This is a genomic window from Streptomyces sp. NPDC001157 (assembly GCF_053598255.1).
In genome coordinates, this window is the sequence record NZ_JBSFJW010000013.1 from 160,136 (window position 1) to 184,918 (window position 24,783).

General features: G+C 70.8%; 25 protein-coding genes. 12 read left to right on the plus strand and 13 right to left on the minus strand.

From position 1 onward, the window contains the following. Positions 1-62 precede the first annotated feature (62 nt). From polX to ACWDAG_RS23820, 9 genes are all read left to right on the plus strand, one after another. On the plus strand, positions 63-1,805 hold the full coding sequence (gene polX / locus ACWDAG_RS23780; protein ID WP_450697560.1) for a DNA polymerase/3'-5' exonuclease PolX: 1,743 nt from the start codon (positions 63-65) through the stop codon (positions 1,803-1,805). Positions 1,806-2,382: 577 nt separating this feature from the next. Further along, positions 2,383-2,640, plus strand: coding sequence for a thiamine-binding protein (locus ACWDAG_RS23785; RefSeq protein ID WP_450697561.1), 258 nt, complete (start codon positions 2,383-2,385; stop codon positions 2,638-2,640). Further along, positions 2,637-3,005, plus strand: coding sequence for a helix-turn-helix domain-containing protein (locus ACWDAG_RS23790; protein WP_030940519.1), 369 nt, complete (start codon positions 2,637-2,639; stop codon positions 3,003-3,005). Before ACWDAG_RS23785 ends, ACWDAG_RS23790 begins: the two co-directional genes overlap by 4 nt. A 137-nt stretch (positions 3,006-3,142) precedes the next feature. Then, positions 3,143-3,655 (plus strand): 2-oxo-4-hydroxy-4-carboxy-5-ureidoimidazoline decarboxylase, encoded by a 513-nt coding sequence (gene uraD, locus ACWDAG_RS23795; protein WP_450697562.1) that lies wholly within the window; start codon positions 3,143-3,145, stop codon positions 3,653-3,655. Positions 3,656-3,659: 4 nt separating this feature from the next. Further along, positions 3,660-4,052, plus strand: a complete 393-nt coding sequence (uraH, locus tag ACWDAG_RS23800) for a hydroxyisourate hydrolase (RefSeq protein ID WP_450697563.1) — start codon at positions 3,660-3,662, stop codon at positions 4,050-4,052. A 4-nt stretch (positions 4,053-4,056) separates the two neighbouring features. Continuing rightward, positions 4,057-4,980 (plus strand): factor-independent urate hydroxylase, encoded by a 924-nt coding sequence (pucL, locus tag ACWDAG_RS23805; RefSeq protein WP_450697564.1) that lies wholly within the window; start codon positions 4,057-4,059, stop codon positions 4,978-4,980. Positions 4,981-5,119: 139 nt separating this feature from the next. Beyond that, on the plus strand, positions 5,120-6,499 hold the full coding sequence (locus ACWDAG_RS23810; RefSeq protein ID WP_450697565.1) for an 8-oxoguanine deaminase: 1,380 nt from the start codon (positions 5,120-5,122) through the stop codon (positions 6,497-6,499). A 218-nt stretch (positions 6,500-6,717) separates the two neighbouring features. After that, a complete protein-coding gene (locus tag ACWDAG_RS23815) occupies positions 6,718-8,085 on the plus strand; it encodes a nucleobase:cation symporter-2 family protein (protein ID WP_450697566.1) in 1,368 nt (455 codons plus the stop codon). Between the two features lie 76 nt (positions 8,086-8,161). Further along, the gene (locus tag ACWDAG_RS23820; RefSeq protein WP_450697567.1) at positions 8,162-8,782 is read left to right on the plus strand and encodes a TMEM175 family protein; all 621 of its coding nucleotides are present in this window, start codon (positions 8,162-8,164) and stop codon (positions 8,780-8,782) included. Here the strand turns inward: ACWDAG_RS23820 and ACWDAG_RS23825 are convergent. Continuing rightward, complete coding sequence (locus ACWDAG_RS23825) at positions 8,736-9,350, minus strand: 3'-5' exonuclease (RefSeq protein ID WP_450697568.1); 615 nt, start codon at positions 9,348-9,350, stop codon at positions 8,736-8,738. The two genes, ACWDAG_RS23820 and ACWDAG_RS23825, sit on opposite strands and share 47 nt — an antisense overlap. Positions 9,351-9,395: 45 nt before the next feature. Continuing rightward, positions 9,396-10,190: a helix-turn-helix domain-containing protein gene (locus ACWDAG_RS23830; protein ID WP_450697569.1), complete on the minus strand. Its 795-nt coding sequence runs from the start codon at positions 10,188-10,190 to the stop codon at positions 9,396-9,398. A gap of 96 nt (positions 10,191-10,286) precedes the next feature. Between ACWDAG_RS23830 and ACWDAG_RS23835 the strand changes: the two genes are divergently transcribed. Next, positions 10,287-11,144: an NAD(P)H-binding protein gene (locus tag ACWDAG_RS23835; protein ID WP_450697570.1), complete on the plus strand. Its 858-nt coding sequence runs from the start codon at positions 10,287-10,289 to the stop codon at positions 11,142-11,144. Between the two features lie 21 nt (positions 11,145-11,165). Here ACWDAG_RS23835 and ACWDAG_RS23840 read toward each other — a convergent pair whose 3' ends face one another. The 5 genes from ACWDAG_RS23840 to ACWDAG_RS23860 all read right to left on the minus strand — a co-directional run bounded on the left by ACWDAG_RS23840 (position 11,166) and on the right by ACWDAG_RS23860 (position 15,616). Beyond that, positions 11,166-11,588, minus strand: coding sequence for an acyl-CoA thioesterase (locus ACWDAG_RS23840; protein ID WP_450697571.1), 423 nt, complete (start codon positions 11,586-11,588; stop codon positions 11,166-11,168). 77 nt (positions 11,589-11,665) lie between these two features. Beyond that, the gene (locus tag ACWDAG_RS23845) at positions 11,666-12,304 is read right to left on the minus strand and encodes a hypothetical protein (protein ID WP_450697572.1); all 639 of its coding nucleotides are present in this window, start codon (positions 12,302-12,304) and stop codon (positions 11,666-11,668) included. Positions 12,305-12,509: 205 nt separating this feature from the next. Further along, positions 12,510-13,109, minus strand: a complete 600-nt coding sequence (locus tag ACWDAG_RS23850) for a histidine phosphatase family protein (protein WP_450697573.1) — start codon at positions 13,107-13,109, stop codon at positions 12,510-12,512. Between the two features lie 62 nt (positions 13,110-13,171). Next, complete coding sequence (locus ACWDAG_RS23855; protein ID WP_450697574.1) at positions 13,172-14,341, minus strand: serine hydrolase domain-containing protein; 1,170 nt, start codon at positions 14,339-14,341, stop codon at positions 13,172-13,174. Between the two features lie 66 nt (positions 14,342-14,407). After that, positions 14,408-15,616 (minus strand): pyridoxal phosphate-dependent aminotransferase, encoded by a 1,209-nt coding sequence (locus ACWDAG_RS23860; RefSeq protein ID WP_450697575.1) that lies wholly within the window; start codon positions 15,614-15,616, stop codon positions 14,408-14,410. Positions 15,617-15,703: 87 nt separating this feature from the next. Here ACWDAG_RS23860 and ACWDAG_RS23865 point away from each other — a divergent pair, with 87 nt between their 5' ends. After that, positions 15,704-16,330, plus strand: coding sequence for a winged helix-turn-helix transcriptional regulator (locus ACWDAG_RS23865; protein ID WP_450697576.1), 627 nt, complete (start codon positions 15,704-15,706; stop codon positions 16,328-16,330). A gap of 442 nt (positions 16,331-16,772) precedes the next feature. Here ACWDAG_RS23865 and ACWDAG_RS23870 read toward each other — a convergent pair whose 3' ends face one another. From ACWDAG_RS23870 to ACWDAG_RS23880, 3 genes are read right to left on the minus strand one after another with little or no spacing between them, the layout of a single operon-like run. Continuing rightward, on the minus strand, positions 16,773-17,582 hold the full coding sequence (locus tag ACWDAG_RS23870) for a hypothetical protein (RefSeq protein ID WP_450697577.1): 810 nt from the start codon (positions 17,580-17,582) through the stop codon (positions 16,773-16,775). Beyond that, positions 17,582-18,856 carry a VWA domain-containing protein gene (locus ACWDAG_RS23875; protein ID WP_450697578.1) on the minus strand — a complete coding sequence of 425 codons (1,275 nt, stop codon included), beginning with the start codon at positions 18,854-18,856 and terminating at the stop codon, positions 17,582-17,584. The genes ACWDAG_RS23870 and ACWDAG_RS23875 overlap by 1 nt, the downstream gene beginning before the upstream one ends. Positions 18,857-18,911: 55 nt before the next feature. Next, positions 18,912-20,423 (minus strand): IucA/IucC family protein, encoded by a 1,512-nt coding sequence (locus tag ACWDAG_RS23880; RefSeq protein ID WP_450697579.1) that lies wholly within the window; start codon positions 20,421-20,423, stop codon positions 18,912-18,914. Between the two features lie 93 nt (positions 20,424-20,516). Here ACWDAG_RS23880 and ACWDAG_RS23885 point away from each other — a divergent pair, with 93 nt between their 5' ends. After that, on the plus strand, positions 20,517-22,031 hold the full coding sequence (locus ACWDAG_RS23885) for an IucA/IucC family protein (protein ID WP_450697614.1): 1,515 nt from the start codon (positions 20,517-20,519) through the stop codon (positions 22,029-22,031). Here the strand turns inward: ACWDAG_RS23885 and ACWDAG_RS23890 are convergent. The 3 genes from ACWDAG_RS23890 to ACWDAG_RS23900 form a co-directional block, all read right to left on the minus strand. Then, the gene (locus tag ACWDAG_RS23890) at positions 22,016-22,588 is read right to left on the minus strand and encodes a YbhB/YbcL family Raf kinase inhibitor-like protein (RefSeq protein ID WP_450697580.1); all 573 of its coding nucleotides are present in this window, start codon (positions 22,586-22,588) and stop codon (positions 22,016-22,018) included. The two genes, ACWDAG_RS23885 and ACWDAG_RS23890, sit on opposite strands and share 16 nt — an antisense overlap. Positions 22,589-22,742: 154 nt before the next feature. Further along, a complete protein-coding gene (locus ACWDAG_RS23895) occupies positions 22,743-23,156 on the minus strand; it encodes a hypothetical protein (protein WP_450697581.1) in 414 nt (137 codons plus the stop codon). Between the two features lie 176 nt (positions 23,157-23,332). Beyond that, the gene (locus ACWDAG_RS23900) at positions 23,333-24,709 is read right to left on the minus strand and encodes a glycoside hydrolase family 43 protein (protein ID WP_450697582.1); all 1,377 of its coding nucleotides are present in this window, start codon (positions 24,707-24,709) and stop codon (positions 23,333-23,335) included. Positions 24,710-24,783 lie beyond the last annotated feature (74 nt).

Here is a 24,783-nt window from a genome sequence, read left to right on the forward strand (position 1 = left end):
TCCTGTCACCTGCTCTACGGGGGAGGACGGCACGTCCGTCGCGGCATGCCTACCCTGAAGGTGTGGCCCGGTCCAACGACGAGGTCGCCGCGCTGCTGCAGGAGTACGCGGACCTGATCTCGATCACCGGCGGAGACGCGTTCAAGGCACGCGTCTACGAGAAGGCTGCCCGGTCGGTCGGCGGCCACCACGCCGACGTCGCCACGCTCGACCTCAAGGGCCTCCAACAGATCCCGAACGTCGGGAAGTCGATCGCCCAGAAGGTCCTGGAGTACTTCGACAACGGAAGCGTCTCGGCCGTCGAGGAACTGCGCGCGAAGATCCCCGCCGGGGTCCGACGGCTGACCGCCATCCCCACGCTCGGCCCGAAGAAGGCCCTGACGGTCTACGAGGAGCTGGGCATCTCCTCGGTCGAGGAACTGGCCGACGCCATCCATGAGGAGCGGCTGCGCGATCTGAAGGGCTTCGGACCGAAGACGGAGGAGAACATCCTCCACGGCATCTCGCTCCTGCAGTCCGCGGGGGGCCGCGTCCAGATCGACCTGGCCATGGACCTCGCCGACGACATCGTGACCGGCCTGTCCGCGGTGCCGGGCTGTCTGCGCTGCGCCTACGCGGGGTCACTGCGCCGGATGCGCGAGACGGTCGGCGACATCGACATCCTCGCCGCGGCCACGAAACCGGCCCCGATCATGCGGGCGTTCACCGAGCTGCCGTACGTCACCGAGGTGATCGGCACGGGCGAGAAGAAGACGTCCGTGGGCACCAGCAAGGGCCTCAACGTCGATCTGCGGGTCGTACCGCCGGACTCGTGGGGCGCGGCACTGCAGTACTTCACCGGCTCCAAGGCGCACAACATCCGCACCCGCGAACTGGCCGTGCACCAGAAGCTGAAGCTCTCCGAGTACGGGCTCTTCGACGTCGAGAGCAGCAAGAAGATCGTCTCCGAGACCGAGGAGGAGGTGTACGCCCGGCTCGGGCTGCCCTGGATCCCGCCGACGCTGCGCGAGGACCGCGGGGAGATCGAGGACGGGCTGCACGGCGAACTGCCCGACCTGGTGACGGAGACGGACCTGCGCGGCGATCTGCACACCCACACCGACCTCACCGACGGCCTCGCCCCGCTGGAGGAGATGGCCGAGGCCGCCGCAGGGCGCGGCTACGCCTACTACGCGATCACCGACCACGGCCCGGACATGGCCATGCAGCGCATGACCGACGAGCGGATGCTGGCTCAGCGCGAGCGGGTGCGCGAGCTCGACGGGACGTACGCCACCCGGGGCAGGCGCGGCGGTCTGCGGCTGCTGCACGGCGTCGAGCTGAACATCGGGCCGGACGGCGAGGTGGACTGGCCCGGGGAGTTCCTCGCCGGCTTCGACCTGTGCGTGGCCTCCGTGCACTCGCACTTCAACCAGGAGCGCGAGGCCCTGACCCGGCGGATCGTACGAGCCTGCGAGAACCCGTACGTCAACATCATCGGCCACCCCACCACCCGCATCATCGGCAAGCGGCCCGGCATCGACGCCGACCTCGACGCGATCTTCGCCGCCTGCGCCCGCACCAACACCGCCCTGGAGATCAACGCCCATCCGGACCGCCTCGACCTGCGCGACGAGGACATCCTGCGGGCCGGGCGGCACGGCGTGAAGTTCGCCGTCGACAGCGACGCCCACGCCGTCCCCCACCTGGCGAACATGCGCTACGGCATCGGCACCGCCCAGCGCGGTCGGCTCACCCGGGAGGACGTGATCAACACCTGGCCGGAGCGCCGGCTGCGGAGCTTCCTGAAGAAGGGGAGGCCGTGACCGGGAGGGCTGCCCGGAAGGCCGGGAGCGTCATCGGTCCCCGTCCCCCTCGACCGGGCCCCGGTCGGGGCGGACGATGGCGTGGCGGGCGGCGCGGTCCATCATCACCAGGCCACGGGAGTGGCCCAGCGGGTGCAGCGCTCGGTGTGCGGCAGGCCCGCCCGGTCGCGCTCGGCCCGCTCGCCGTCCTTTCGGCCGGTCTCCGTCCTTGTGGCGGAGGGCATACGTCCTGGCCCACCGTGTGGTCGGCCAGGCGACGGCGGTGCTGTGCCGGCTGGAGTGCGAGATCCCCTTCCGCGGCGAGGCGTCCCGCCGGCTCCGGCTTCTCCGAGGAGCCGCCGACCGGGCCCTGACCGGGTGTGCGGACGGCTTGGTCATCTGCTGGGCCGTGGGGGCCGTGGGTCGGTTAGGGTCGCCTCGTGGCGGACGTACCGGTTCCGTCGCGGTGAATGTGATCGGCCTGCGGTGCAGCGCGGCAGTCGAGCAGTCGATTGAGGCGTCCCCGTTCTGCCCCGGTGTGCCCTCGCTGCGGGATACCAGGGTGAAAGAGCAGGTCAGAAGGGTGTCTGGGGGCACAGTGCGATTGAGAGTGGAGTTCACGACCGAGCCCTTCGATCTCGACGAGGCGCCCGCGCACGCGGTGGTCGCCCGCCAGGTCATCGAGGCTGCCGAGCTGGACGCGGTGGACGTCGGTCCCTTCGGCAACACGGCGGAGGGCGCCGCCGACGCCGTGCTCACCGCCGTGGACGCGCTGCTCCGCCGGACGCTCCAGGCCGGTGCCACCCGGGTCTCGCTGCAGGTCAACGTGGTCGACACGGCAGGGGAGGGCGAGTGACCGGCACCGGGGACGAGCCGTTCATCACGGCCGTGAAACCACTGGTCGACGCCATGGGCGGCGAGCTGCTCCCGCCCGACGAGGCCGGCCCCGACGACGTCGTGCTCGCCTGGGAGGGCGCCGACGTGGTCGCCGTACGCCTGCCCCAGCTCGCCGACTCCCTCGACCACATCCTCGCCGCCATGGAGCGCAAGCAGGGCAAGCCCCTGGCCGACCTGGACCGCAAGGCCAAGCAGGAGGTCGTACGGATACTCGAGGCGCGCGGCGCCTTCTCCGTACGGCACGGCGTGGAGACCGTCGCGGGCGCGCTCGGCGTCAGCCGGTTCACGGTCTACAACTACCTGAACCGCGAGAAGGAGGGCTGAGGGCCCCGGGGGTCGCCGGCCGGCCGGGTTTGTTACCCCGAATTTTCAACAAAGTGTTGACGTGGTGTTGCGTGGGGGCGTTAGCTAACGGCAGCCCGTTCAGCACGACGGCCGCTCTCGCGGCCACGGAGGCACCCGTGACGTCGACTTCCACGCCCCCGGGCCTGGCCCGGTTCAACGTACTGGAGGAGCACGCGGCCCTCGCCGCCCTCCACGAGGCGTGTGCCTCCACCACCTGGGCGCGGCGGCTGCTCGCCGCCCGCCCGTACGCAACCGAGGAGGACCTCTTCGTCGCCAGTGACGCCGCCATGGCCGAGCTGAGCGCCGAGGACCTGGCCGAGGCGATGGCCGGGCACCCGCCGATCGGCCGCCCCAAGCCGGGAGACCCCACCTCGGCCCGGGAACAGCGCGGCATGGCCGGCGCCTCCGAGGAACTCAAGTCGGAGATGCTCGCACTGAACCTGGCCTACCAGGACCGGTTCGGCCATGTCTTCCTCATCTGCGCCACCGGCCGGACCGGCGAGCAGATGCGGGACGCGGTCAAGGAGCGGATCGGCAACTCGCCGGAGCAGGAGCGGGAGATCGTCCGCACCGAGCTGGGCAAGATCAACCGCATCCGACTGGCCCGACTCGTCGAAGAGGAAGCCTGACACCATGAGCACCAGCACCACCGCCTCCGTGTCCACGCACATCCTGGACACCAGCATCGGCCGCCCCGCCGAGGGCGTCGCCATCGAGCTCTCCGCCCGTAGCGGCCGGGATGCCGCATGGCAGGCGCTCGGCGGCTCCGCGACCGACGCGGACGGACGGTGCAAGGACCTGCCGGCCCTGCCGGAAGGGACGACCCATGTACGGCTCGACTTCGCCGTGGAGCCGTACTTCGAGAAGAAGCAAGCCGATGCGCAGCAGGACGCCCCCGCGAATCGGGACAGCGGTGCCGTGTTCTTTCCCGAGGTGGCGATCACCTTCGCCGTGAAGCCCGGGGAGCATTACCACGTGCCGCTGCTGCTCAACCCGTTCGGCTACTCCGTTTACCGAGGGAGCTAGCTAGATGCCGACCATCCTGGGACAGAACCAGTACGGCAAGGCCGAGAACCGAGTCGTAAAGATCACGCGGGACGGCGCCACCCACCACATCAAGGACCTGAACGTGTCCGTCGCGCTGAGCGGCGACATGGACGAGGTCCACTACTCCGGCTCCAACGCCAACGTCCTGCCGACCGACACCACCAAGAACACGGTGTACGCGTTCGCCAAGGAGCACGGCATCGAGTCGGCCGAGCAGTTCGGCATCCACCTGGCGAGGCACTTCGTGACCAGCCAGGAGCCGATCAAGACGGCCCGCATTCGTATCGAGGAGTACGCCTGGGAGCGGATCGCCGCGTCCGACGCCAACTCCCGGTTCATCGGCGCGGACGAGGTCAAGCACTCCTTCGTCCGCAAGGGCCAGGAGACCCGGCTGACCCAGATCACCTACGACGGCTCGTCGTGGGAGGTCGTCTCCGGTCTCAAGGACCTGACGGTGATGAACTCGACGAACTCCGAGTTCTGGGGCTACGTCAAGGACAAGTACACGACGCTCCAGGAGGCGTACGACCGCATCCTGGCCACGTCGGTGTCAGCCCGCTGGCGGTTCAACTGGACCGACGACGAGCAGCGGATGCCCAACTGGGAGAAGTCCTACGAGCAGACCAAGAAGCACATGCTCCAGGCCTTCGCCGAGACGTACTCGCTCTCCCTCCAGCAGACCCTGTACCAAATGGGTTCGCGGATCATCAACAACCGCAGCGAGATCGACGAGGTCCGCTTCTCGCTGCCGAACAAGCACCACTTCCTCGTCGACCTGGAGCCCTTCGGGCTGAAGAACGACAACGAGGTGTACTTCGCCGCCGACCGCCCCTACGGCCTGATCGAGGCGACGATCCTGCGGGACGGCTGCGAGCCGAAGATCCCCGTGGACCTCACCAACCTCTGAGCACCTTCCGGGCAGCTCGATATTCGGCACCCGTGACCGGGGGAACCCGCCTCCCCGCGTCCCCGGTCACGGCACTCAAAACTCCTAGGGTCCTGCCGTGCCCTCTCCGCAAAAGTCCACTGAGCGAAAAGGACGAATCATGGCAGCAGCCCAGCGCATCGTCATCGAGAACTGTTCGATCGCGACGGTCGACGCCGACGACACCGAGTACGCCGACGGACACGTCGTCATCGCCGGCAACCGCATCGAGGCGCTCGGCGCGGGCAGGGCCCCCGAGGGCCTGGAGAACGTCGTACGCCGTATCGACGCCTCCGGCCACCTGGTGACCCCCGGCCTGGTCAACACCCACCACCACTTCTACCAGTGGATCACCCGCGGCCTGGCCACCGACCACAACCTGTTCAACTGGCTGGTCGCGCTGTATCCGACCTGGGCGCGCATCGACGAGCCGATGGTGTACGCGGCCGCCCAGGGATCCCTCGCGATGATGGCCCGCGGTGGCGTGACCACCGCGATGGACCACCACTACGTCTTCCCGAAGGACTCCGGCGACCTGTCCGGCGCCATCATCCGCGCCGCCCGCGAGATGGGCGTCCGCTTCACCCTCGCCCGCGGCTCCATGGACCGCAGCGAGAAGGACGGCGGCCTGCCCCCGGACTTCGCCGTCGAGACCCTCGAAGGCGCCCTCGCCGCGACCGAGGCGACCGTCAAGGAGCACCACGACGCCTCCTTCGACGCGATGACCCAGGTGGCCGTCGCGCCCTGCTCGCCCTTCTCCGTCTCCACCGAACTCCTGTGTGAGGGCGCCCAGTTGGCCCGCCGCCTCGGCGTGCGCCTGCACACCCACGGCTCGGAGACCGTCGAGGAGGAGCAGTTCTGCAAGGAACTGTTCGGCATGGGCCCGACCGACTACTTCGAGTCCACCGGCTGGCTCGGCGAGGACGTGTGGATGGCGCACTGCGTCCACATGAACGACTCCGACATCGCCGCCTTCGCCCGTACGAAGACCGGTGTCGCCCACTGCCCGTCCTCCAACGCCCGTCTCGCGGCCGGTATCGCCCGGGTCCCCGACATGCTGGCGGCCGGCGTCCCGGTCGGCCTCGGTGTCGACGGCACGGCGTCCAACGAGTCCGGCGAACTCCACACCGAGCTGCGCAACGCCCTGCTCATCAACCGTCTCGGCGCCCACCGCGAGGCCGCCCTGAACGCCCGCCAGGCACTGCGTCTCGGCACCTACGGCGGTGCCCAGGTGCTCGGCCGCAGCGCCGAGATCGGCTCCCTGGAGGCGGGCAAGCTCGCCGACCTGGTGCTGTGGAAGCTGGACACCCTCGCCCACGCCTCCATCGCCGACCCGGTCGCCGCGCTGGTCTTCGGCGCGGCCGCCCCGGTCACCGCCTCCTTCGTGAACGGCCGGCAGATCGTCGAGGCGGGCCGCCTGCTGCACGTCGACGAGGACGCCATCGCCCGCTCCACGCGGGCCGAGGCCCAGCGCCTGGCGCGGATCACCGCGCAGGGCTGAGCGGTCGAAGATCTCCGGTCGAGGGGGACGGCCCTCGACCGGTAGCCGTGGACCCGAGCGGGTTCCATGGCGGCCGTATCCGGGGCGCGCATGGACGTGCGCGTCCCGGCACGGTCACCGTCACTTCCTTACAGGCATCCCCGGTCCCGCACGACCGTGCACCACCTCCAAGAAACCCACGTCAGAGCCGACGTGTTAGCTGACCCGGAGGAACCGCCGTGACCGCCCACCCCGTCGACGAAAAACTCCCCGCGCTCAAAATGGCCACCACCGGCCTGCAACACGTGGCCGCCATGTACGCGGGGGTCGTAGCCCCGCCCCTGATCGTCGGCGCGGCCATCGGCCTGACCGGCACCGAACTCACCTTCCTCACCGGCGCCTGCCTCTTCACCGCGGGCCTCGCCACCTTCCTGCAGACGCTCGGCATCTGGAAGATCGGCGCCCGGCTGCCGTTCGTCAACGGCGTCACCTTCGCCGGCGTCGCCCCCATGACCGCGGTGGTCGCCTCCACCAAGGACAAGTCCGACGCCCTGCCGATCATCTTCGGCGCGGTCATCGTCGCGGGCCTGCTCGGCTTCATCGCCGCCCCGTTCTTCAGCAAGGCGGTCCGCTTCTTCCCACCGGTCGTCACCGGCACCGTCATCACCCTCATAGGCGTGTCCCTGCTGCCGGTCGCCTTCGGCTGGGCGCAGGGACCCAGTCCCACCGCCGGTGACTACGGCTCCACGACCAACCTCGGCCTGGCAGCCGCAACGCTCCTGATCGTGCTGGTCCTTCGCCGCTTCACCCGCGGCTTCGTCAAACAGATCGCCGTGCTGCTCGGCCTGGTCGCCGGCACACTCCTCGCGATCCCCTTCGGCGCGACGGACTTCGGACCCGTCACGGACGCGGCCGTCATCGGCTTCCCCACCCCGTTCCACTTCGGGGCGCCCCGGTTCCAGCTCGCCGCGATCCTCTCCCTGTGCGTGGTGATGGTGGTCTCGATGACCGAATCCACCGCGGACATGCTGGCGCTCGGCGAGATCGTCGAACGCCCGGCGGACGAGAGGACCATCGCCGCGGGCCTGCGCGCCGACACCCTCGGCTCGGCGCTGAGCCCCCTGTTCAACGGCTTCATGTGCAGCGCCTTCGCCCAGAACATCGGCCTGGTCGCGATGACGAGGATCCGCAGCCGCTACGTCGTCGCCACCGGCGGCGGCTTCCTGGTCCTGATGGGCCTGTGCCCGATGGCCGCCTCACTCATCGCCGTCGTACCGCGCCCGGTGCTCGGCGGCGCGGGCGTGGTCCTGTTCGGCTCGGTCGCAGCCAGCGGTATCCAGACCCTCGTCAAGGCCGGCCTGGACAAGGACAACAACGTCCTGATCGTCGCCGTGTCGCTGGCCGTCGGCATGATCCCGATCACCGCGCCGGACTTCTACCACGCCTTCCCGCAGACCGCGAGGATCGTCCTCGACTCGGGCATCTCCACGGGCTGTGTGGCGGCGGTACTGCTGAACCTGGTCTTCAACCACCTCGGCAGGAACCGTGACGACCAGGACGTCACCCACCCCATGGAGGCCGGCGAGCAGATCGCCGCCGCCCACTGAACCGCCGGAGCGGGGCACGGTTGCCGCCGTGCCCCGCACCGGCGATGGGGCGGGCCGATGGGGCAGGCTGTCTCCCATGAATGAGTCCGGTCGCGTCGAGGCCTTCAGCGACGGCGTGTTCGCCATCGCCATCACCCTGCTCATCCTGGAGATCAAGGTCCCCGAGGTGGGTGAACACGGCGGCCTGTGGCACGCGCTGGGCGCCCAGTGGCCCTCGTACGCCGCCTACGTCGTGAGTTTCCTGGTCATCGGCATCATGTGGATCAACCACCACCAGCTGTTCAGCTACGTCGCCCGCGTCGACCGCACGCTGATGTTCCTGAACCTGCTGGTGCTGATGGTGGTGGCCGCGGTGCCGTGGCCGACCGCGATGCTCGCGGAGTATCTGCGCGAGGACGCGGCCTCGCATGTGGCGGCGGCCGTCTACAGCCTGGTCATGGTCCTGATGGCGCTCACCTTCCAGGCCCTGTGGTGGCATCTGACCCGCACCGGTCACCTCTTCGACTCCCGCGTCGACGTCCCGGCGGCACGGGCGACCCGCGCACGCTTCGCGCTGGGCTCCCTGGCCTACCCGGTGACGGTGGGCCTCGCCTTCGTCTCGGCCCCGCTGACCCTGGCCGCCCACGGCCTGATCGCCCTGTACTACGCGTTCAATCAGGTACCGGTGCCGACGCGTGAGGCCCCGGCCAGTTCATGAGGTTGGCCAGCAGCTCGGCCTGCTCGATCGCGTCATCCAGTGCATGGTGCGTATGCCGTCGCCGGGACAGCAGATGGCGCGGCATCATGCCCTTGGCCACCGCCCGCAGCGGCAGCCCCGCCTTCGTCGCGTACAGCGTCTTCATGTCGAGGCAGCCCGAGTGCCCGAACGGGCTCGCCCCGGTGAAGCGGATCAGGTACCAGTACAGGAACGTCCAGTCGTACGAGGCCGGGTAGCCGCACATCACGGGCTGCGCGCCCGCGCTCACCTCGCGCACCCAGGCGGCGAACTCGGCGAGCGCGACGGCAGGTTCGGCGCCCTCGGCCCTCAGCCGCTCCCGGTCGAGCCCGCTGACCGCGAGCGCCTCGGGCACGAACTCCTCGCCGATCGGGCGCAGTTCGCGGTAGAAGGTCTGCTGCTCGGGGTCGGCGGCGGTGAACCCGTCGGCGTCCTGCGTCCCGGCGACCGCGGCACCGAAGCTCAGCATCGAGTACGGACCCGGGATGGGGCCGTCGGCCTCGATGTCGACGGAGATGTAGCGGCTGGGTTTCAGGCGTCGTGCGGACATGAGTGTGGAGCATTGCAGGTGGGCGGGGTCGCCCGCATCAGAGATTCAGCTCCGGCGGATCGCCTGGCAGGGCGTGGCGTCCGGCAGGCGGCCCGTGAAGTACGAGCGGGGCGGGACACCCATCAGGGTGCGGAAGTCGGACGTCATGTGGGACTGGTCGTAGTAGCCGGTGGCGGCGGCCAGTTCCGCCCAGGAGTGCGTGGTGGCCCGGTCGAGCACCGTGCGCACCCGGTTGATACGGGCGAAGTGCTTGGGGGAGAGGCCGACGCCTTCGGCGAACAGATTGCGCAACTGCCGCTCGCTGACCGCGAGTTCGCGGGCCACCTCGCCCACCGGCCCGGGCACGTGCCCCGTCCGGACCGACATCGCGGCGACACCGGCCCGCACCAGCTCGGTGCGGGAACGGTCCGCGGCGGCGAGCCGCTCGGGGAGCACCTCGGCGAGGTGGCTCACCGCCTCCTCCGGCTCCAACCGCTGCAGGGCGTCGGCCAGTCGGCGGGCGTACGGGCCGGGAAGCTCGCCCAGCCGCACCGCACGGCCGACGAGGTCGACGGCCGGAATGCCGAGCAGGGGGCGGACGGTGCCGGGCGCGAGCCGCAGCTCCACGCAGGACGCGCGACGCTTGCCCCGGTGGTAGGAGGCACGGGCGCGCGGGCCCACGACCAGGGCGCTGCGGGTGCCGTGTTCCCCGGTGCGGACGACCACCTTGGTGGCGGCCTCGGGGAGATGGATGAAGGGCTCCGTCGGCACATCGCCGACCGTCACGGATCCGATGCCCGCGATCCACGGGCGCAGCACCTCGGGCGTGGGCAGGACCTCTCGGGACACGATGTTCGTCACCCCTCCACGGTAGGCGCGCCGCACGGCCGCCCGGGCTGCGGAACCGTGCCGGAATTTCCAAGAGTTCCGGGCCGTCCGCCGCCCACTGTGGTGGACATGATCCTTGTGACGGGTGCCACGGGCACCATCGGCAGTGACGTCGTACGACGACTTGCGGCACGCGGCGAGAAGGTCCGCGCTCTCAGTCGGGAGCCGGCGCAGGCGCGGGTTCCGGCCGGCGTGGAGACCGTGCCGGGCCACCACCGTGACCGGGCCTCGGTCGAGGCCGCGATGGCGGGCGCGGAAGCCGCCTTCCTGGTGGGCGTGTTCGGGCCGGACGACGCCGAGCACGACCGCGGACTGGTGGAGGCGGCACGGGCCGCGGGCGTACGGCGGATCGTGAAGCTCTCCTCGATCGGCACCGGCGACCCCGACCTGGGCGTGTTCGCGACCTGGCACATGCCCGGCGAGCAGGCCGTGCGGGACAGCGGCCTGGAGTGGACGGTCCTGCGCCCCTCCTCCTTCGCCTCCAACACCCTGACCTGGGCCGCGGCGGTACGCGAGGGCACACCCGCGCCGAACATGATGGGCCACGGCAGGCAGGGGGTCGTGGACCCGCGGGACGTGGCCGAGATCGCCGTGGCCGCACTTCTCGGCCCCGGGCACGCGGGACGCACGTACACCCTGACCGGTCCCGAGACCCTCAGCGCCCCTGAGCAGGCCGCCGTCCTCGGTGAGGTGCTCGGCCGCCCGGTGCCGCTCCACGACCTCTCGCCCGCCGAACGTCGCGAACAGGTGCTCGCGGCCGGCCTGGGCGAGACGTACGCGGACAGCCTCATGGCTGCCGCCCGGTTCATCCAGGAGGGCGGCAACGAGGTCGTCACCGAGGACGTGCCGGAGGTCCTGGGCAGGCCGGCGCGGACGTACCGGCAGTGGGCCGAGGACCACCGGGACGCCTTCGCCCCGGTCGGCTGAGAGCCGGCGGCACCGAGGCCGTCACAGCCCGAACAGCGCCGGGTCCGCGGAGAGTTCCTTGAAGAACTCCCGCGGGTTGGGCACCAGCCGTCGCTGCTTCAGGTCCATCAGGCCGCCGACCGCGGTGATCTCGGCCGCCACCGTGCCGTCGGCCTTGCGTATCGTCTGCTCGACGTGGAAGGTCTTGCCGCTGCCCCACTCGAAGGCGCACGTCACCTGTACCTCGTCGCCGGCGACGAGTTCACGCTTGTAGCGAAGGGTGGTCTCCAGGACCGCCGGGCCCACGCCCTTGGCCACGAGGGTCGCCTGGGTCATGCCGGCCGCGAGCAGTAACGACCAGCGGGCGTGCTCTGCGTAGTTGAGGTACACGGCTTGGTTGAGGTGCCCCAGCACATCGGTCTCGTACCCGCGCACGGTCACCGGGACGGAAAACGGTTCGGTCACTGCTTTGTCTCCTCGTACAGCTCGCAGTACAGCTCGCACTGATGGACGATGTGACCGACCGATCTTGACATGCCTCGCTATGCGCGGCGCGGTGACGCCAGTACATAACGCTCCCTGGAACGTGGGTCGTTGTGCTCGCCGACCTGCCATCCCGCCGCCTCCAGCGTGGCGGCGCAGGCCCGCAGCGCCGCCGGATCCGGTTCGTGCACGGCGACGGCCTCGGGCTGCGGGGTGGCCCGCACCCGGTAACCGACCAGGTCCGCACCCGCGGGGCGGTGACCGGCCGCCTCCAGGGCGAGCGCGGCGGCCTGCACCAGATGCGTACGCTCCCAGCCGCACGGCCGGTCCATGTCCCCGTCCGGATTGGTCATCCGCCGCAGCTCCAGCAACCCCTGCCAGGCGCTGCGCACCTCCCGCCCGCGGGCGGGACCCTCGTCCGGCGGCTCCTCCGCACCGCCGACACGCGCGGCGAACACACCGGTGTCGGCAGTCGCAACCCGGTCGGCCTCGGGTGCAGGCGTCCCCGGCTCCTCGGCCTCCCGTATCCGATGCCCGGCCGGCGTCAGAAAGTGGTCGTGCGGCGGCCGCGGATGCCGGAAGGCGAACCCCCACTTCACCAGCGCCGCCAACTGCGCCTCCGTACCCTTCAGCCGCCCGGTCACCGGATCGGCGGCACCGATCACACGCCGCTGCGCGGCACTCGGCGGTCGTGTCACGGCATACTCCTTCCCGTCGCCGGGCCCCCTCTCCCACCTCCTCCGAGACTACGGCGAGGCTCTGACAACGCCGGTGCGGCCGGTGACCGGTGTACATGCCCCGGGCCGCATGCTCCACCCGGAGTCGACCGGCCGCCCGTGCTCCGTTCTGGCGGCCTATGCCGCTGGGCCTCCTCCATCGCCGGTGCGGCTGGAGGCCCGATGTTCAGGCCCCGGGTCGCATGTTCCATCCGGCGATCACCGGTCGCCCGTGTTCCGTCCCCAGTCGGCACACCGTCCCCGTGGCCAGCTGGAACAGGGCGCCGCCCGACGGCGGCAGACCCAGCCGTCGGGCCGTCAGCACCCGTAGGAAGTGACCGTGCGCCACCAGGACCACGCAGCCCTCGGTGTCGGCGAGGGCCGCGTCCACCTTGGCCAGCATGCGGTCCGCGCGCTCGCCGACCTGCTCGGAGGTCTCCCCGGGGTGGTCCGGCGGCCCGGGTTCCACCCCGTCCCGGAACAGGAACCAGTCCGGCCGGGTGCGCTGGATGTCGACGGTGGTGATCCCCTCGTAGCCGCCGTAGTCCCACTCCCGCAGATCCGGGTCGACCCGCACGTCCTGCAGCCCGATCAGCTCCGCCGTCTCCCGCGCCCGCTGCAGCGGGCTGACGAACGCGGCCCCGATCCGGTGCGAGCGGATCAGCGGTACCAGCTGCCGGGCCTCCGCGCGGCCGCGCTCGGTCAGTGGCACGTCCGTCCAGCCGGTGTGCCGCCCGGACCGCGACCACTCGGTCTCACCGTGCCGGACGAGAAACACGTCGCCCATGCCGCGAACCCTTCCCGTTCGGACCCGCAGGAAATGGCCGTGCGGGCCTTACCCACACCGTGTCACGAGCCCGAGGCCGCCCGCAGTACGGCATCGGCCAGACGGCCGTTCTCGGGGGACGCGCCGACGCCCGAGGGGAAGGCGAAACGGCGCCGTGTGTAGGCGTAGGCCACCCCGCTCGCCGGGTCGGCGAACGCCAGCGAGCCCGTCGCGCCGCTGTGTCCGAAGGAGTCCTCGCCGAGGAGCGGATAGCGGCCGGCGAGGTACTCGAAGCCCACCGTGAAGTGGTCGTCGCCGCCGGTCACCAGGTCGGGGCCGGGCGTCCGCAGCCCGCCGAACAGGGCCGCCGTCTCGCGGGTGAGCAGGGGCGCCCTGCCGTCCACCGAGCTGATCGCGGCGGCGTACATGCCGGCCACTCCGCGCGCGTTGCCCACACCTCCCGAGGATGCCGGGCCGAGGGCCCGCGTCCGGCGCTCGTTCGCGAAGGCGAGCAGGTCGGTGGGCTCGGGGGCGTTCAGGTTGAAGGCGATGAACCGGATGCTGCCGGGGGCAGCCGCCCGCGCCGCCAGCGCGGCGGCCTCCTCGGGTGTGGGAAGGAGCGGCTGCACCTCCCGCCACCGCGGCTCCAGCGCCTCGGGCAGACCGAGGTGGAAGTCGAGGCCGTAGGGCGCGCGGACGCGCTCCTCGTACAGCTCCTGGATCGACTTGCCGGTGGCCCGGCGCACCACCTCGCCGGTGAGCGCGCCGATGACGAGCCCGTGGTAGCCGTATCCGCTCTCCGGGTCCCACAGCGGCTTCTGCCCGGCGAGGCGTGCCGCCATGAGCCGGTCGTCGGCCAACTCCTCCGTGCTGAACCCCCCGTCGGGGATGCCGACCAGCCCGGCCCGGTGCTCCAGCAGCTCGCGCAGTGTCAGCCGGCCCTTGCCCTCCACCCCGAACTCGGGCCAGTACGCGGCCACTTCACGGTTCAGGTCCAGCACGCCGTCCTGCACCAGCAGTGCGACGACCAGATGCGCCGCGCCCTTGGTGATGGAGAACAGGCTGGTCAGCGAGGACCCGTCGGTCCCCTCCCCGGCCCACAGGTCCACCACCCGCCGCCCGTGGTGGTACGCCACGAGCTGTGCGCCGGGCTCGTGCCGCTCCCCGGCGAGGAAGGCGGCGAACTCCTCGCGCACGCCCTCGAATCCCTCGGACACCGTTCCCTGCACGACCTGCGATACGTCCTGCGACATGCAAGCCCCCTGTTTGGTGATCGGATACGGAATCCACCAACAGGGGGTCGTGGCACGGCATTCCCGCTACTGCCGGTATCCGCTCAGGAACCGCCCGATCCGTCCGATCGCCGCCTCCAGGTCGTCCGCGTACGGAAGTGTCAGGATCCGGAAGTGGTCCGGTGTCGGCCAGTTGAAGCCGGTGCCCTGCACCACCTGGATCTTCTCCCGCAGCAGCAGGTCCAGGACGAACTTCTCGTCGTCGTGGATCTTGTGCACCTTGGGGTCGATGCGCGGGAAGGCGTACAGCGCGCCCTTCGGCTTCACGCAGGACACACCCGGGATCTCGTTCAGCTTCTCCCAGGCGACGTTGCGCTGCTCGTGAAGGCGGCCGCCCGGCGCGGTCAGGTCGCGGATCGACTGGCGGCCGCCGAGCGCGGCCTGGATGGCGTACTGGGCGGGCGCGTTGGCGCACAGCCGCATGGAGGCCAGCATCGTCAGGCCCTCCAGGTAGCTCTTCGCGTGCTGCTTCGGGCCGGTCACCACCAGCCAGCCCGAGCGGAAGCCGGCCACCCGGTACGTCTTCGACAGGCCGCAGAAGGTGAGGACCACCAGGTCGGGGGCGAGCGCGGCGGCCGAGTGGTGCACGGCGTCGTCGTAGAGGATCTGGTCGTAGATCTCGTCGGCGAAGACCATCAGGCCGTGGCGGCGGGCGAGGTCGAGGATGCCCTCGATGATCTCCTTGGGGTAGACCGCGCCGGTGGGGTTGTTCGGGTTGATGATGACCAGGGCCTTGGTGCGGTCCGTGATCTTCGAGGCCATGTCGTCCAGGTCCGGGTACCAGTCGGCCTGTTCGTCGCAGAGGTAGTGGACGGCCTTCCCGCCGGCGAGAGTCGTCACCGCCGTCCAGAGGGGGAAGTCCGGGGCGGGGATGAGGATTTCGTCGCCGTCCTCGACCAGCGCCTGTACGGCCATCGAGACCAGCTCGGAGACGCCGTTGCCGAGGAAGACGTCGTCGACGTCGACCTCCAGGCCGAGGGTCTGGTATCGCTGGGCGACCGCGCGGCGGGCGGAGAGGATGCCGCGCGAGTCCGTGTAGCCGTGCGCCTGCGGGAGCATCCGGATCATGTCCTGGAGGATCTCCTCCGGCGCCTCGAAGCCGAACACCGCGGGGTTGCCGGTGTTCAGGCGCAGCACACTGTGGCCCGCCTCCTCCAGCGCGTTGGCGTGCTCGATCACCGGGCCGCGGATCTCGTAACAGACCTCGCTGAGCTTGTTCGACTGCCGGAACTCCATGCGCGCTCGCCCCTCCGGTTTCGTGTGTTGCTTGGTTTTACCAAGTTCGAGCTTGGAAAGTCCAACAACATGTCTAGACTGCGTCGCATGTCACCACGCCGAAGCTACGACCAGTACTGTTCCGCCGCCCGCGCACTCGATCTCGTCGGCGACCGCTGGACCCTGCTGATCGTCCGGGAGCTGCTGGCCGGCCCTCGCCGATACACGGACCTGCACGCGGATCTGCCCGGCGTGAGCACGGACGTACTCGCCTCACGGCTGAAGGACATGGAGCGGGACGGGCTCGGCACCCGTCGCCGGCTGCCGCCGCCCGGCGCGGCCTACGTCTACGAACTCACCCCGCGCGGGCGGGAGTTGCTGCCCGTGCTGCAGGCGCTGAGCGTGTGGGGCCAGGAGGAGCTGGGGGAGCGGCGGCCCACGGACGCCCTGCGCGCCCACTGGTTCGCACTGCCCCTGCTGCGCTCGCTGGAGGGGGAGGGGCTCGTCGAAGTGCGGCTGGAGGAGGGGGACTTCCATCTGTACGTCGGTGCCGAGGACGGTCCGTTGTACGGCGACGGGCCCGCTCCCGGTGAGCCCGACGCGCGGCTGGTCCTGGACGCGGAGACGGGCGCGGCGCTCGCGCGTGGGGAGCTGAGCCTGGCCGACGCGGTGCGCGGCGGTCGCGTCGCCGTCACCGGCGACGGCACGCTCGCGAAGGCGCTGCGCGAGGCCTGAGGCGACAGAAGGCCCGCCGAATGCGGGCCTTCTGTCGGGATGTCAGGCGTCTGGTGGGACCTGTGAGGGCCGTCTCGACTCCCGCATCCGGCTAGGGCGCCGCGCCGTGACGAAGGTGCTGAGGGAGGCGTTAGAGGGCGGAAGGCCCGGCGGTTGCGGGTTTTCTGCCCGGGGCGTCAGGTGCCCGGTGGGATCTGCGAGGGCCCGTCCCCATGCCCCCCGTCAGTTGGTGAGGGCACCCTGGCGAAGGCCCTTCGTGAGGCCTATCAACTGCAGAAGGCCCTCCGGAAGCGGGCCTTCTGTCGGGACGTCAGGCGTCCGACGGCACCTGTGAGGGCCGTCCCGGCTCCCGCGTCAGTCGACTACGGCGCCGTGACGAAGGCGCTGCGCGAGGCCCAAGAACTGCAGAAGGCCCGCCGGAAGCGGGCCTTCTGTGGGAGCGTCAGGCGCCCGGTGGCACCCGCGAGGGCCGTCCTGAACCGCGCGTCAGCGCATAGCCGCCGACACCCGCGAGCGCGGCCAGCATGCCGCCGATCGCTGTCCACACCCAGCGGTCCGACCACCAGCCGGACGCCCAGCCGTCCTGGGGCTCGATGCTCGACAGCACGGCGGACTTCGACGAATCTCCGTTGTCCGCCTCGGACTTGGAGGTCACCGCGATACCCGGTACCAGCGGCTTCGCCAGCGAACCGTCCACCGCCGACGCACCGCCGACGTCCTTGGAGCCGACCCGGACCGAGGCGCGGATCGGCTGGCCGAGGTCGGCCGTCGCCAGGTCCACCGCCGTCAGCCGTATGTAGTACGTCCCCGGCAGCGGGTCATCGGCCCACGGCTCCGACCAGGCGCGCACGGTACGCAGGACGCAGGCCAGGTCGACCGAGGCCGCGCCCTGCGCGGCGGTGCGCGTCTGCGCACCGTACTGGCAGGCCTGGCGGCGCCGCAGTCCGTCGTAGACGTCGATCTGCCAGGTCTGCGCGGTATGCGTGGCCGGCAGCTTCACCGTCGCCTCGACGGTGGGGCGCTGACCGGCGTCCGCGGGGAACGACCAGTACAGGTAGTCGCCCGTGGAGCCGATCGCCGTGGCCTGCTGCCCCTGCTCGATCTCCGTGGCCGTACGGAAGGACGTACCCGCCGAGGTCGGCGCCGAGCTGCCCTCGGAGGCGCTCGGCGACGGCGAGGAGTCGGCCGCCGCGGGAGCGGCCGCCAGGCCCAGCGTCAGCAGAGCCGCGCTCAACACACCTGTGATCCACATCAGTTGGTCCTCCAGACCGCGACCCGCCAGCGCGACAGCCAGCCCCAGATCAGACCGGCCAGGAAGCCGACCAGCACCAGTACGCCGAGCAGCCACCAGCCGCGCCCGAGGCCGAAGGAGGCCACGTCGCTTGAGTGGGACGGACCGTCGACCACGTCCACGGTCAGCTCCAGCGGCAGACCCGGCGTGGTCTTCACACCGGAGGCCGCCGAGAAGGAGTTGGTGACCTGAAGGCAGACCGTCTCCGCGGCGGGCTTGTCGCTGTCGTCGTCGTCCCGTTCGGGCTTGGGGTAGCGCAGGCCGGTGGAGATGACGTCCGTACGCCCGTTGCCCGCCGCCTCCCCGCGCACGATCTCGCGGCCGTGCACGGTGACGGCCCGCAGCAGTGCCCCGTAGTCCGGACCGACGGCCCGGTCGGCCGCCACACTCACCGAGGCGCGCAGCTCCTGGCCCGCCAGGACCTCCACGCGGTACCAGCGCTGCTGCCCGAACTCCTCGCGGTCGGTGTACAGACCGGACTTCAGGGTCGGCGCGTTCGTGCACTGCGCGGCGCCCTCGGTGGCGACGGGAGTCACCACGGGGTCGGCCGCGCGGTCCACCAACTGGTTGACCTTGTCGGTGAGTTCGTCGGTGTGCTCGACCGAGGTGTAGGTGCCGCCGGTCGCCTCGGCGATACAGCTGAGCTGCTTGTTCAGCTTGGTGTCGGGGACCAGGCCGAGGGTGTCGATGGTCATGCCGATGCCCTTGGCGGCGATCTCGCGGGCCACCTCGCACGGGTCGAGCGGGGCGCAGGTGTCCTCGCCGTCGGTGATCAGCACGATCCGCTTGGAGCCGTCGCCGCCCCGCAGGTCGTCGGCCGCCTTGAGGAGGGCCGGGCCGATCGGGGTCCAGCCGGTGGGCGAGAGGGTCGCCACCGCCGTCTTCGCCCCGGTGCGGTCCAGCGTGCTGACCGGGTAGAGCTGCGCGGTGTCCTTGCAGCCCGTCTTGCGGTCGTTGCCCGGGTAGTTGGCGCCGAGCGTGCGGATGCCGAGCTGGACCTCCTCGGGCGTCGCGTCGAGCACCTCGTTGAACGCCTGCTTCGCCGCGGCCATCCGGGTCCCGCCGTCGATGTCCCGGGTCCGCATGGAACCACTGACGTCGAGGACGAGATCGACCTTCGCGGTCGCCTCGCCCGTGGGTTCGCCGGCGGTCGCCGCGGCCGGGAACGCGATCCCGGCCGCCAGGGCGGCGAGCAGGGCGCACACCCCTGCCGCCAGCCGTTGTCTTCTGATCATCGGCGGATCTTATTGATCAGATGTGCCGGGCTCCAAAACGAGCGTCGAGCGACCGTCAGCGGGCCTGCGGCCGCAGCGGATTGGGCAGCTGGGCCCACCGGTCCCCGGGCGTCCCCGGCGACATCCGCATCAGCGTCAGGGCCTTCGCGGGCAGCGGCTCCTCCAGCAGCGCGGCCAGGTCGGGGGTGCGCTGCAGACCCCGTACGGCCGTCTGCAGCGCCGTCCCGAGCGCCTGCGCCGAACCCGCCGTACCGGCGAGGGCACCCGCCACCAGCGACCCGAACAGCTTGCGCCGCAGTGTCGTCACGTCGTCCGTGACGATCCGTCCGGACAGCTCCGGCACCGGGATGCCGTACCGGGCCAGGCGCGCCGGGCTGACGCGGATGTCGGCGAGGTCGCGGTAGACCAGCCGCAGCGGGGCACCCGTCGCCGACAGGACGACCAGGAGGTTCTGGCCATGCGCCTCAAGGGCCACTCCCAGTTCCAGTAGGCGCAGGCCGACGGTGAGGGTGAGGCGGGTGAAGTCGGCGAGCCAGGCGGGGGATTCGGGCAGCGCGGTGGTGGCGAGCGCGGCCACCGGCACGACCCGCTCGCCGCGAGCCGTCGAGGCGTACGTCTGCGGTGACTCCCGCAGCACGGCGGCGAGGTCCGCGGACTCGGCCGAGGCCGCACCCAACGTGCGCGTGACGTGCAGCAGGCCGTCGGCGCGCGCCGCCAGTGACTCCGCGAAGGCGGACAACGTCGCCGACAACGCGATCGAGTAGAGCGAGATGTCCCGCACCGAGGACGTCAGCCGGGCGCTCAGCGCGGTCTTGACATGCGGTCCGCCGGGCACCGCGAGCGTGCGCAGGGACATCAGCGGGTGCGCGGTGAGCTTCTCGTCGCAGGTCCGCTTGAGCACATGCGCCGCCTGCCACGGGTGCACCGGCAGCAACAGCCGTTCCCCGTCGCGCATGTGGTCCGGCCACACCCCCGTCACCAGGCACTCGTCGACCCCGACCGGCAGCATCCCCAGCTCGACCCGCGGCCGGTGCTCGGGCCCGTAGGCCAGCTGCTCGGCCACCGAGAAACCGGGCCGTGAACGGCAGCCCGGGTGGTACGGATGCCCGTCCACCACCCGCTGCTCCCACTCCCACTCCTGCGCGGGCCACTCGTCCGGGTGGCCCTCCTGCCCCGCCCGCGACAGCGCCAACGAGGCCACGCTGTGCCCGAGTTCGGCCGCGAAGCCGACGCAGTGCGGCACCGCGAGGTCGGTCATCAGCCGCGCCGGATGGTCGTACACCACGCTGTCCAGATGTACGGCGGTGACGTAGGCGGCGGTGGCGTACGGATCCGCGGCCGGCCCGTGCAGCCGGCGCCCGTCGCGAAGGCGCAGCGTGACGCCCTCCGGGTCCGGGTCCCGGCCGGTGATCCACGTCAGCGGCTCATGGGCGAGCGCCCGCCACAGCCGGGTCAGCACGGCCGCCCGGGCACCCGGCAGCTCGGCCGCGTACCGTGACAGCAGCGCGGGGCGTACGGCGGCCAGCTCGTCGGCGACCTCGGCCTCCGCGGGGTGGGGACGGTGCACGGGCGGGCTCCTCGGGTACGAGTAGGGCGTCACGGACGGGAGGTGACGGCATACATACTGATCTTCTCCGCCCGAACGGACCTCAGGGAACGAGTGGATCGCGTGGATCTCATCCCCCCGCACACCGGTGACGACCGCACCGGCCGTGCCGACGCGTACGCGGCCGCACCGCTCCTCAACTGTCTGCTGCGCGAGGTGGCCGAGCCGGTCGGACGGGACGGCGAGCACCTCACGTACCGGCTGCCCGGCATCGACCGCCTGCTGCGCGTCCGCGGCGGACGACGGCCCGCCGAACCCGAGGTGTACGCGGCAGGCCACTGGCGCCACATCGGCCACACCGAACTCGTCAAGCTCGTCGCCGAGGAACTGCGCCGGCACACGGGCCTGTCCAACCACGAACTCCCCGCCGAGATGATCGACAGCCGGGACGCCGTGGCCGCACTGCTCACCGCCCGCGCGCGGGTGACGGTGCCCGAGGACCCGTACCAGCGCTCCGAGCAGTCCCTCATCACCGGCCACCCCTACCACCCGGCCCCCAAGGCGCGCGGCGGCGGCCCGGTCACCGGCTGGCTGCCGTACGCTCCCGAGGCCCACACCCGCTTCCCGCTGGTGCTGCTCGGCGTGCGCGAGGACCTGGTCGTCGAGGAGGGCGACACCTCGGCGCTGGACGCCCTCGGTGAGGCCCCGCCCGGCTACCGCCTGCTGCCGGCCCACCCCTGGCAGCTGGACCTCCTGGACCTCGCGCCCGCCTTCTCCGACGGCCGCCTGATCCGGCTGGGCGAGACCGGCTTCGATGCCTGGCCCACGGCCGCGATCCGCACCCTCTACGCCCCGGAGCGCGACCTCTTCCTGAAGTTCAGCCTCGACGTCCGCATCACCAACGACATCCGGCGGCTGTGGCGCCACGACCTGCTGAAACTCCGCCGGACGGACGAGGCGGCGGCTGCCGCCTTCGTCGCGATGGACGGCCCGGCGGCCTGGCTCGGCGACCGCGGCTACCGCACCGCCGCCTTCGCCTTCGAGGAACTCGCCGTCCTGGTCCGCGACGGACTGCGCGCCCATCTGCTGCCCGGCGCGACCCCGCTGCTCGCCGCGGGCCTGGTGGAGGGCTTCGCGGGCAGCCCGCTCGACGGGGCCCGTGCCCCGGAGGCCTGGTGGAAGGCGTACCTGAGGGCCGTCGTACCCCCTGTCCTGGCGGCCTTCGCCGACCACGGTGTCGTACTCGAAGCGCACCTGCAGAACACGCTGGTCGCTGTCGACACGGACGGCACTCCGGTGCAGGCGCTGTTCCGGGACGCCGAGGGTGTGAAGCTGCTGCCGGACGTGTCGCGCGCGGCCGGCTGGGAACGGCTCGTGTACTGCCTGGTCGTCAACCACCTCACCGAGGTCGCGGTCGCCCTGGCCGAACGCCACCCCGGCCTCGACCCGTGGCCCGCCGCACGCCGCGAGCTCGCGCGCCACGACCTCCCTGAGACCGCCGCCCTGCTCACCGCACCGACCCTCCCCGGCAAGACGAACCTGCTCCTGCGCTGGACGGGCGCGGACGGCGCGGACGCCCGCTATCTGCCGCTGCCGAATCCGCTGGCCGCAGGTCAGACGCGTTCGTAGACGCCGTCTAGGCGGCCGCGCGCGAGCACGTCACCCGCGGCGGCCAGCACGGCCCGCGGCTTGGCGGTGTCCGGGACGGAGACGCTCTTTCCGACGGTCAGCGGCTTGCCCAGGGCGAACAGCTGGAAGACGTAACGGTGCGGCCCGTGGCCCTTGATCGGCGCGGGCCCGAGGTAGCCGCGACGCGATCCCGAACCCAGCAGGCGCACACCGTCGGCCGGGGTCCCGTCGTCGAGGCCGCCCTGGGGGAGGCCGGTCAGCGACGGGTCGAGCAGGGCGACGCCGTGGTTGTACGGGTACGTCGTCGGTGCGTCGGGGTCCTCGATCACCAGCAGCAACTGAACCGTTCCCGCGGGCGCCGCGCTCCAGGTCAGGGCCGGTGAGAGATCCTGCCCACCGAGACGCTTCCCGGCATGCGGGGTCGGCATCGTCGTCTCGTGGGCGAAGTCGGGACTGCTCAGCTCCAGTGTGTTCGGGCCGGCCAGGTTCGGCGCGTTCCAGGCGAGGCCCTCGTCCCCGGCCCTTTTGTTCTTCAGTAACTTGCCTATGACAGCCATGAGTTGCTCCTCGTGGAGGTTTCGATCCTTATACACGGGGATCGCAATGGTTCGCACAGGAACATTTCGGGCTGCGGGCAGGCAAATCCTCGGTGTCCGCCGAGATCTGGTGCTGACCGCTGCTGGTCGCGCTTGTTGGTGCCGGCCGCTGATGTCAGATGTCGTCCATGCTCGCCGGGCCTGCGACGCATTTCCCGCTCTCGTCCACTACGTAGATGACGTCACGGGTCCCCACTGCGCCCTCCGCCTTACCAGGCTCGGGGTCGATGAATGGGCAGACCGACTGCACTCCTCGGACAACGACCTTGTACGTCTTGGGCCACGCGCGTCTCTCGGTCCACCCAAAGACGGAACCGCCGCCCTCGCCAGGCTTTCGGTCAGGATCCCCTTCGACCACAAGGCCGAGCTTTCCGCACTGCGGACAACCGAACACGTGGGCATCCCAGGCCGACTCGTTGACCACTCGCACCGGCAGTCCTCCATCATCGGAACTGCCGCCGCACCCCGTGGCGGAGACGGCAACGATGCCCAGCGCGGCGACCAGCAGCGAAATACGCGGCCGCTTCACGCTCCGGCAGGCCACGGTGCTGGGCCTGCCCGGTCTCCGAGTCTGCATGCCTGGACTCTCTCGTGATCATGATTCGGGCCGAATCATCTCAGGTCACAGCAGGGATGGACAACGGTCCAGGACCGACGTGAACCCTCTCGATGCGAACTGCGGGCGGGGCAGGACAAACGCCGAGCTCAGTACCAGACGGAGAAGGTGGCGTCGGCTCTGCCGGTGGCGGTGGAGATCGGGTCGATACGCAGCGCGTAGTCGTAGTGCCGGATGTAGCGGTCCGGGTAGTTGTGGGAGCGGAACGACGACCAGGACGGGTCGGCGAGCCCGGACGTCTTGTGGAAGGTGGCGTCCTGGGCGAATTTCGCGGTGCCGTCGTTGGCGTCCAGTCGCAGCTGGAAGTAGGAGTGCCGCAGGTGGCGGGTCGGGTCGGTGACGGACTGGAAGGAGACGCCGGAGGGGTCGGCCAGCCCCGGCACCAGCTTCCATTGCGAGTCGGTGTACGGATCGAACGGGTACGGGTCGATGCGGCCGAGCGCGTCGACCTGCCGCCAGTATCTGTCCGGGAAGTTGTAGGACTTCAGCCGGTTCCAGGCCGGCTTTCCCCACTTGGCGACCATGCTGTCGTACACCGTCTGGGGAATCGGCTTGATGTCGGCGTGCTTGGAGTTCAGCGGCTGGGTGTAGAGGCGCCGGTCGGTGGCGGTCCAGGTGCCGGTGGAGAGGTCGTTGGTCTGGTAGGCGTAGAAGAGCGCGTTGGCGTCGCCCCACAGGTACCAGGTGCCGGCGACCTGGGCGAGGATCGGGCCCTCGATGCCTCCCTGGGGCGCCAGACCCGAGGTGAACTGGGTGAAGCTGCCAGGAGCGAGGGAGGTGGACTTCGCACCCGTGAGGCTGTTGTGGCCTTTGTAGTACAGGTAGTTGACGCCGTTCACGTCCTTCGCCAGGGTGCCGTCGATGACGTCGTAGCCCGGGTCGAAGAAGACCTGCGGCGACGTCACGGTCTGGAAGTCCGTGGTGTAGTTGACCATGATCACGTTGTGTCCGCTGCTGCTCACGGCCGAGTAGATGATGGCGTACTGGCCGCGGGAGGGGTCCCAGAAGGCGTCGGGTGCCCAGGTGTGGGTGGCCATGTCGTGCAGTTTCAGCAGACGGTAGTTGTCGAAGGAGCGCAGGTCGGCGGAGTCCCAGACGTGGATGTACGGCGTCTTCTTGGTCCAGTCGGTGCCCTTCAGATTGGTCGCCATGACGACGTAGGTGCCGTCCTGCTTGGGCAGGATGACGGGGTCGCGCAGACCGCCGTCGCCCGCGGTGGGGGTGACGACGGGGTTGTTCTGGTTCAGCGGCATCCACTGCAGCGCGTCGGTGCTGACGGCGAGGTGCAGGCCGTAGTCCGTACCGAGGTTTCTCGGTGACTGGGTGAAGTAGGCCATGACGAACGGGGAGGCCGTCGCGGCGCTCGCGGACCGGCTGCCGAGGGTCAGCGCACCGGTCATGGACAGCGGCACGGCCGCGGCCATGCCGAGGAACAGCCGGCGCGACGGGAGGGGGGTGGCGCTCATCTGCTGCCTCCGGGGCGTAGGAAGGTGCGGGCGGACGAAGAACCCGTGGGCGGCCCCGGCCCGGAGCCGCCCAC

Excerpts from the sequence above, each read along its gene's own strand:
- uraH (WP_450697563.1), top strand. The coding sequence starts at position 3,660 with ATGAGCACCAGCACCACCGCCTCCGTGTCCACGCACATCCTGGACACC.
- pucL (WP_450697564.1), top strand. The coding sequence starts at position 4,057 with ATGCCGACCATCCTGGGACAGAACCAGTACGGCAAGGCCGAGAACCGA.
- ACWDAG_RS23810 (WP_450697565.1), top strand. The coding sequence starts at position 5,120 with ATGGCAGCAGCCCAGCGCATCGTCATCGAGAACTGTTCGATCGCGACG.
- ACWDAG_RS23820 (WP_450697567.1), top strand. The coding sequence starts at position 8,162 with ATGAATGAGTCCGGTCGCGTCGAGGCCTTCAGCGACGGCGTGTTCGCC.
- ACWDAG_RS23825 (WP_450697568.1), bottom strand. The coding sequence starts at position 9,350 with ATGTCCGCACGACGCCTGAAACCCAGCCGCTACATCTCCGTCGACATC.
- ACWDAG_RS23835 (WP_450697570.1), top strand. The coding sequence starts at position 10,287 with ATGATCCTTGTGACGGGTGCCACGGGCACCATCGGCAGTGACGTCGTA.
- ACWDAG_RS23850 (WP_450697573.1), bottom strand. The coding sequence starts at position 13,109 with ATGGGCGACGTGTTTCTCGTCCGGCACGGTGAGACCGAGTGGTCGCGG.
- ACWDAG_RS23855 (WP_450697574.1), bottom strand. The coding sequence starts at position 14,341 with ATGTCGCAGGACGTATCGCAGGTCGTGCAGGGAACGGTGTCCGAGGGA.
- ACWDAG_RS23860 (WP_450697575.1), bottom strand. The coding sequence starts at position 15,616 with ATGGAGTTCCGGCAGTCGAACAAGCTCAGCGAGGTCTGTTACGAGATC.
- ACWDAG_RS23865 (WP_450697576.1), top strand. The coding sequence starts at position 15,704 with ATGTCACCACGCCGAAGCTACGACCAGTACTGTTCCGCCGCCCGCGCA.
- ACWDAG_RS23870 (WP_450697577.1), bottom strand. The coding sequence starts at position 17,582 with ATGTGGATCACAGGTGTGTTGAGCGCGGCTCTGCTGACGCTGGGCCTG.
- ACWDAG_RS23875 (WP_450697578.1), bottom strand. The coding sequence starts at position 18,856 with ATGATCAGAAGACAACGGCTGGCGGCAGGGGTGTGCGCCCTGCTCGCC.
- ACWDAG_RS23890 (WP_450697580.1), bottom strand. The coding sequence starts at position 22,588 with ATGGCTGTCATAGGCAAGTTACTGAAGAACAAAAGGGCCGGGGACGAG.
- ACWDAG_RS23900 (WP_450697582.1), bottom strand. The coding sequence starts at position 24,709 with ATGAGCGCCACCCCCCTCCCGTCGCGCCGGCTGTTCCTCGGCATGGCC.